This window comes from Acetobacterium sp. MES1, from assembly GCF_002237635.1.
In the GTDB taxonomy this organism is placed as follows: Bacteria; Bacillota; Clostridia; order Eubacteriales; family Eubacteriaceae; genus Acetobacterium; species Acetobacterium wieringae.
In genome coordinates this window covers 86,454-93,818 of sequence record NZ_MJUY01000004.1, presented here as the reverse complement: position 1 = coordinate 93,818, position 7,365 = coordinate 86,454, and the positions used below count along the sequence as shown (strand labels likewise).

The window sequence follows — 7,365 nt, the reverse complement described above, 5'->3', positions numbered from 1 at the left end:
ACTTTACCCACGCGTTACTCACCCGTTCGCCACTTTCTAAGATTTCATTCCCCCGAAGGGTCATTCCATCTCGTCTCGTTCGACTTGCATGTGTTAAGCATACCGCCAGCGTTCGTCCTGAGCCAGGATCAAACTCTCAATAAAAAGTTTGTATTTAAAGCTGTTAGGCTTTTAAATGCTGTCTCATTTTGAATAAAGCGTATTTTATACTCTACCGAGTTAATGTTTTATAGAGTTCATCTCTCTGTTTCTATTTAGCCTCATTCATCCTCGCGGATGTTTTGGCTGTTTTACAGGTTTTATGGTACTATTCTCTTTTCTATGACCGCCGCTCCCACTTACGAAGCTTTTAAATTATACCGTCGTTACTTTTAAATGTCAAGCTATTTTTTTGTTTTTTTGGAGGCGCCACCCAGATTTGAACTGGGGGTGAGGGTGTTGCAGACCCGTGCCTTACCACTTGGCTATGGCGCCTGATCAAAATGGAGCGGAAGACGGGATTTGAACCCGCGACCCTCGCCTTGGCAAGGCGATGCTCTACCACTGAGCCACTTCCGCTAATCATGGTGGTGCCCAGAGGCGGAATCGAACCACCGACACGGGGATTTTCAGTCCCCTGCTCTACCGACTGAGCTATCTGGGCGTGTAATAAAAAAGGCTTGTTCGTCTTCAATCGTTTCGGCAACACATTTGTCTGCCTAACTAAGTGATTCACACAAAAATGTCCACTCATTACATTCGTGCATTTTTGGTTCTCTACTTATACCGACTGAGCTATCTGGGCAAATAATAATATAGGCTGTTTGTTTTTATTTGTGTTAAACGTTTAAAGTTCGACGCATAACGTTGCCACGCCGTGGTTAATCACCCAATAATCGGAGAACTCCATTAACCTTGGGGCAGCAGTGAATTACTATTCACGTATGGTTTACAATTATCTCCTATTTTGCCTTATTATAATTTAAAGGAAGCAAACTGTCGATAATTGCATAAGCGATTCACACAAAAATGTTCACTCACTACGTTCGTGCATTTTTGGTTCTCTGCTTATCAAAATGCGTAAGTATTATCACTGTCGTCTCGCTTGTGCTCAACTTCCGGCCAATTTCTGAAAGAAATTGGGATAATACTTATGGCGACCTGGAAGAGACTCGAACTCTCGACCTCCAGCGTGACAGGCTGGCATTCTAACCAACTGAACTACCAGGCCGCATGTATAAAAATGGTGGTCGCAACAGGGCTCGAACCTGTGACCCCCTGCTTGTAAGGCAGGTGCTCTCCCAGCTGAGCTATGCGACCATCAGTTGAGATACAAGCGTTATTATACGGCAGTAAAAACTAATTGTCAACCATTTTTATCGTTTTTTTTAATTTTATCTTTTTTCGGCAATCACCTGAATCCGTTCTCCTTCATTGCTGCCTTGCATAAAGGTTCCAAAATCATAATACTTCATGTTCTTAAAGCCAATGTTGACCAGACAGCGATGAATGTCTTCAATGGTATAGAAATACTGTATCTGGGTCTCCTCATGACGATTATAGGTGCCATTTTTATTCTTTTCAAAAAATGTCAGATTGAAATGCATGGCATTTTCGTCAAAATGTGGCTCATTTTCCCAAACACAAAAAATATCATCCAAATCATAGACATAGGTATTATCCATAATGGTTTTTTTGTATTTTGTCACTGTATTGACATCAAAAAGCAAAATCCCTTCATTTTCCAGACATTCATAACTACTTAGAAAAAAGCTCTGTAATGCTGCCAGATCGGATAAATAATTAACACTGTCACAGCAGGAAATAACGGCATCAAAGGTTTGATTAATCTGGAAATTACTCATATCGCCTAAGTAGAACTGGATGTTCTTAAGCCCCATCCGATCTGCTTTTTCATCCGCCACGGTCAGCATCGCTTCGGATAAGTCGACTGCAGTCATGTTGATTCCAGCCTGGGCCAAATTGCAGGTGATGTTTCCGGTGCCACAGCCAAATTCCATGACATTTTTTATTTCACGTTTGCTGTTTAAAAATAACCGCTGAATATAATCAGACCATTTTGTATAATCAATTTCTTTCATCAATTCATCGTAAACCTGTGCAAATTCTTCGTACATTTTTGTTCTCCTGTGTTAGTATTTTTTTGAGTAGTTGATCATTTGTAGTGATGTGTCAAGGCCCCTTAATAAGACCTGCTCGTCAAAATTGAAGTCTGCTGTATGCAGATTTTTGTTAAATCCTTTTTCTTCGTTGCCAGTTCCTAAGCCGATGTATAAACCCGGCACTTCTTTCTGAAAAAACGAAAAATCCTCAGATAACATGACTTTTCGAAATCGAACTCGGTTTTCCTGGGGGATCTGCTCTTTAAAAATCTCATAAAGCCGTTCATCGTTAATCACTGGCGGGTACATTTCAACAAACTCCAGCTCAATATGACAGCCGTGGGTCAGTTCAACCCCTTTGACAACTTCCTCGATCCGCCGATGGAGCTTCTGATGGCTTTTTTCACTAAATGAACGGATCGTCCCGCCCAGCTTAACCTGATCGGCCACAACATTTACCCGGGTTCCCCCATTGAGTAAGCCAATTGAGATCACCACACTTTCCATGGGATTGGTGTTCCGACTGACGATACTCTGTAAACAAGTGATTAATGACGCACTGGCAACAATGGCATCCATTGACCGTTGTGGTTCCGCAGCATGACCACTGAGCCCATGCACAGTGATAAAAAACTCACTGTTCTGACCCATCATCGGCCCGGCTTTTGTTGCCAGTTTACCTTCTTCAATAAAGGGAAACAGATGATAACCAAAAATCGCTCTTACCGGATATTTGTTAAAGATCCCGGCATCAATCATCGGTTTTGCTCCCCCGGGCCCTTCTTCGCCGGGCTGAAAAATAAGCAGTACACTTCTTTTTCGTTGCTCGGGAAAATCAGCCAAATATTTTGCCAGCAACAGATTCATCGTCATATGTCCGTCATGTCCACAGGCATGCATCCATCCGGGATGCCTCGAAATGTATTCGTGATTGGCTTCTTCCCGAATGCAAAGGGCATCCATATCGGCTCGAAAGGCAATCGCATCGTTATCGCATTGTCCGTTAATATATAATACAAGACCCGTTTCACAGACTTTCTCCGGCTGGTATCCCAGGTCTGTCAGATAGTTGATCAAATACTCCTGAGTTTTCGGTAAATCAAAACCCTCTTCGGGGATCCGATGGAGATCCCGCCGCAGTTTACTTGCTTCATCTTGATAAATTTTTAATTGCTCACTAACTTCCATTCTTGCCCTTCTTTTTTCATTCATTACTACGCCTACCGCCATCGCACTCCTGTCAAACTCACAAAATGGTCAGCGGAAAGTGATGGTGTAGGTATCGCCATAATTCGCTTGATCAAACACAAAGCTGTCTTTTAAACCACTGGTAACCACAATCCTATTTTCACTGGTGATAAAAATCGCCTCCACATCCGGCAGTGCTTCAACTTTCTTCAGCCCTTCATCCAAGCCCAATAAAAACAGCGTTGTCGATAGGCTATCCGCATCGATGGAGGCATTCGTAACCACAGTGACCTGAATCAGCCCCGAGTTGGCGGGATAGCCGGTAAAGGGATCAAGAATATGATGGTACTTGTTTCCGGCCGCATCCACAAAATAGCGCTGATAATCCCCCGAAGTCACGACCGATCCATCCTTGATGGATAATACTCCCAAATATCCATTTCCTGGATTTCTGGGATCTTCAACACCAACCCCGAAATCGCTGTTATCAGCTTTTCCTCCCATCACCAGCACATTCCCACCGAGATTAACAATCGCATGCTTCACCCCTTCAGATTTAAGAACCGCCATCACCTCATCGGCAATATAACCTTTGGCGATCGCCCCTAGATTCACTGCCATCCCCGCTTCGGTTAAATAAACTGACTGATCATCTGGACTTAAGATTATCTTCTTATAATCGGTTTTGGCTTTCGTGGCGTCAATTGCTTCTTGAGTCGGGGCTTCTTTGGTTTCTGGTGAGTGAATCCCCCAGAGATCAACCAGCGGACCGATGGTCACATCAAAATATCCACCGGAATTTTTAGAGTATTCCAGACTCTTTTCAATGATGCGGTAAGTATCCTCGGACACAGTAACAGGCTTGATCCCGGCATTCTCTTTAATCAGTCCCAGATCGCTGCCAGTTTCAAAGGCAGTGAGACTGCTGTTTAATGCTTCAATTCGTTCAAATGGCTGATCAAGCAATTGTTCATCCGACTCCCCATAAAGGGTGATACTAACAAAGGTATCCAGCAAAAAATCACTCCGGGACACTGTTTTTCTCTGATCGCAGCCCGTTAAACCTCCGACCAGAAGTAAAAAAACAATCCCTGTTGCAGTAATTTTCCATCCCCTATTTTTTCTGCTGATTTGCTTCATCTATACACCCGTTCCTTTAACAAATATATGTATTATACCAAAGACTCTGAAAAAAAGCATAAAAAAATGGTAAAGACTTTACCATCCGGTTTTTTTCAGATAAAATAAGAGCGTTCTTTATTAAAAATTAACGAGGTTTCCATGAAAAAAAATGAAATCATCATCATTGTCGGCTTACTTGCCGTCAGTTTAATCGGCATTGCCGCTTTTTATTTAATCAATAAAACCGATTCTCCACTTTCGGTTCGAGTCACCCGTCAGGGCGAGGTTATTGGCATTTTCCCACTTTCTGAAGATCGCACCGAAATCTTTACTGATGCAACCGGTTTTAATACACTTGAAATTTCTGACGGCACTGCCAAAATGGTGGAGGCCGACTGTCCCGACCATATTTGTGTCAAAACCTATCCTATTTCCAGCCCCGGGGAAACCATTGTCTGTCTGCCACACAAACTGGTTGTGGAAGTCATCACTGGTGACTCCTGATGACTTCAAAAGCCTACCGACTGGTTATTCTCAGTCTTTATGTGGCCATGGCGCTGATTCTTAGTTATATTGAAAGCTTGATTCCTCTGCCACTGCCGATTCCCGGAGCCAAAATCGGCCTGCCCAATATTATTACCCTGGTCTCGCTGTTGACTCTGGGTTGGCCGCTAACCCTGCTGGTAGTGATCGCCCGGATTTTTTTATCGGGTTTCCTCTTTGGCGGCGGCTTTTCGATTGTCTACAGTCTGGGCGGCGGCCTCTTAAGTCTGCTGGTCATGAGCTTGCTTTTGCACTTTTTTAAAGACAAAATTTCAATTATCCTGGTCAGTGTTTTCGGGGCCATTACACACAATCTCGGTCAGGTCATCGTGGCTGCCATTGTCGTGCAAACCACCAGCCTGCTGCTTTATTTTCTATTCCTGATGGTACTGGCCATTCCCACCGGAATTTTTATCGGTGTCACTGCCCGGGAGCTGATGCGTCTGCTTGGCAAAACCACCATCTTCTCAAAACTGAACCTGCCTCAAAAAAAATAGCCGGTCGAATCTGACCGGCTGTTTTAATAAGCAATAAAGCAGTACCGACAATTGTTATATCATGTTGTACGCATCGGAGCGGACACGGCAGCGCCTGTCCGATTCCGCAGCGAACAACAGATTAACAATTGATCGGTACGGGTGTTTAACGGCAACCATTGTTAATCTTTATATTTCGGCAAGCTAATCTTAAATTCAGTTCCTTCGCCTACCTGACTCGACACAGCAATCGTACCACGATTGTTATGAACGATGTGTTTAACAATGGCCAGTCCCAGACCGGTGCCGCCCTTCTCCTTGGAGCGACTCTTATCCACCCGGTAAAACCGCTCAAAAATCCGGTCTACATCCTTCTCCGGAATCCCGTAGCCATGATCCCGCACCTGAATAGTGACCACTTCATCTTGTTCCGAAAGGGTAACCTCCACCCGATTGGCTGGCTCTGAATATTTAATGGCGTTATCGATCAGATTGATCATCATCTGCCGGAATTCATCTGCCACAAATTCCAATTCAATTGATTCTTGGCTGTTGAGTTCCAAGGCCATGGACTTTGCTTCGGCGCTCAACTTTAAAATATCAAAAATCTGCTTGATTTCCATATCAATATGCAGCAATTCGAACCGTCTTTCAAATCCGCCTTTGTTTTCCAGTTGCGATAAAACCAGAATATCACTGACCAGGCGGCTGAGGCGATCACTCTCTTCATAAATAATCGAATAAAATCGTTCCAGAGTTTTCGGATCAGTGATGTGGTTGACTTGAATGGTCTCAATAAAACCTTTGATGGTGGTAATCGGTGTTTTAAGCTCATGGGACACATTAGCAACAAAATCCCGGCGCATTTTTTCGAGATTTTTCAACAGGGTGATATCCTCAAAAATAATAATATGACCGTTGATGCTATTATTTTCTTCGATATGGTTAATATAAACCCGCAAGATCTGATTTGAATGAATCCGTGATTCAAAGCTCAATTTTTCGCTAGGATCATTCTCCAGATAATTCATCAGTTCCAGAATAAAAGACTCCCGATAAACTTCCAGAATATTATGTCCAATCACATGTTCGTTTCTGGGAATCCGCAAGACCTTCCGGGCCGCTTCGTTTAAATGGACAATGTGGTTCTTTTTATCAATTGCAATGACCCCATGATTCATATTGGACAAGATCGCCGTAAGCTCGGCATTCTTCTGGTTCATCTCAGTAAACGAGTTGTCCAATTGGATTGACATCTGATTGAGCGATTCCACCAGCTCTCCGATTTGATCTTCACGAATCATGGTCAGTTGCTGTCCATATTTGCCTGAGGCAATTTCTCTGGCAAAAACGGAAGCTTCTTCCAGTGGTTTCATTTCCCTGTTGATAAAGTAATTTATCAACAGGGTCGTCGCCATGATTGTTGTTAGGATCACAAAAATAATATTGTTGATCATTTCAAACATGGCATCATCCATGGCATTAACCGGCATGGATATTCGTAATACCGCCTTTACTTCCTTATCTTCATCAAAATAAGGGGTAGCGACATAGATCATTTCGTCTTTTATGGTGTTGGAGAATCGCACCTCAGTCGTTTGTTGGCCAGCCATTGCGCCATGGATTTCCGGTCGATTTTTATGGTTTTCCAGTGCGCCCAAACCTTGAACGGATTCGTAGATGACATCCCCCTGGGTGTCAATAATTGTCATCCGCACATTGGTACTTTGAGCAAAATTATCCAAATTTTTTTTGTTTCCCGTTTCCAGAAAGTCAGGTAACAGGTAATTCATAATATAGTTACTGCTCTTTTTGATGTTATTCTCAGTGTCGGCATAATAACTTTGACGATAGCTGATCGTCGTGAACAAGCCACAGATCGTGATACTGACAATGATAATGACAGTCAGTGAAATAGACAGACGTTTCTTCAT

General features: G+C 43.1%; 6 protein-coding genes, 5 tRNA genes and 1 rRNA gene. 2 read left to right on the top strand and 10 right to left on the bottom strand.

The window, feature by feature from the left end:
• From BI182_RS01365 to BI182_RS01325, 9 genes are all read right to left on the bottom strand, one after another.
• Positions 1-144: ribosomal RNA gene (locus BI182_RS01365) — 16S ribosomal RNA — on the bottom strand; the annotation flags it as partial.
• 256 nt (positions 145-400) lie between these two features.
• Positions 401-474 (bottom strand) — tRNA-Cys (locus BI182_RS01360).
• 9 nt (positions 475-483) lie between these two features.
• A tRNA-Gly gene (locus tag BI182_RS01355) sits at positions 484-558 on the bottom strand.
• Positions 559-567: 9 nt separating this feature from the next.
• Positions 568-643 (bottom strand) — tRNA-Phe (locus tag BI182_RS01350).
• Between the two features lie 490 nt (positions 644-1,133).
• Positions 1,134-1,210, bottom strand: a tRNA-Asp gene (locus tag BI182_RS01345).
• 13 nt (positions 1,211-1,223) lie between these two features.
• A tRNA-Val gene (locus BI182_RS01340) sits at positions 1,224-1,299 on the bottom strand.
• Positions 1,300-1,373: 74 nt separating this feature from the next.
• The gene (locus BI182_RS01335) at positions 1,374-2,117 is read right to left on the bottom strand and encodes a class I SAM-dependent DNA methyltransferase (RefSeq protein ID WP_286804999.1); all 744 of its coding nucleotides are present in this window, start codon (positions 2,115-2,117) and stop codon (positions 1,374-1,376) included.
• 15 nt (positions 2,118-2,132) lie between these two features.
• The gene (locus tag BI182_RS01330; protein ID WP_286804997.1) at positions 2,133-3,290 is read right to left on the bottom strand and encodes a M20 metallopeptidase family protein; all 1,158 of its coding nucleotides are present in this window, start codon (positions 3,288-3,290) and stop codon (positions 2,133-2,135) included.
• 69 nt (positions 3,291-3,359) lie between these two features.
• Positions 3,360-4,430 carry an FAD:protein FMN transferase gene (locus BI182_RS01325; protein ID WP_084633488.1) on the bottom strand — a complete coding sequence of 357 codons (1,071 nt, stop codon included), beginning with the start codon at positions 4,428-4,430 and terminating at the stop codon, positions 3,360-3,362.
• Positions 4,431-4,571: 141 nt separating this feature from the next.
• Here BI182_RS01325 and BI182_RS01320 point away from each other — a divergent pair, with 141 nt between their 5' ends.
• A complete protein-coding gene (locus tag BI182_RS01320) occupies positions 4,572-4,916 on the top strand; it encodes a NusG domain II-containing protein (RefSeq protein ID WP_070370185.1) in 345 nt (114 codons plus the stop codon).
• Positions 4,916-5,452: a Gx transporter family protein gene (locus BI182_RS01315; protein ID WP_286804994.1), complete on the top strand. Its 537-nt coding sequence runs from the start codon at positions 4,916-4,918 to the stop codon at positions 5,450-5,452. The genes BI182_RS01320 and BI182_RS01315 overlap by 1 nt, the downstream gene beginning before the upstream one ends.
• Before the next feature lie 161 nt (positions 5,453-5,613).
• Here BI182_RS01315 and BI182_RS01310 read toward each other — a convergent pair whose 3' ends face one another.
• Positions 5,614-7,365 (bottom strand): sensor histidine kinase, encoded by a 1,752-nt coding sequence (locus BI182_RS01310; RefSeq protein ID WP_286804992.1) that lies wholly within the window; start codon positions 7,363-7,365, stop codon positions 5,614-5,616.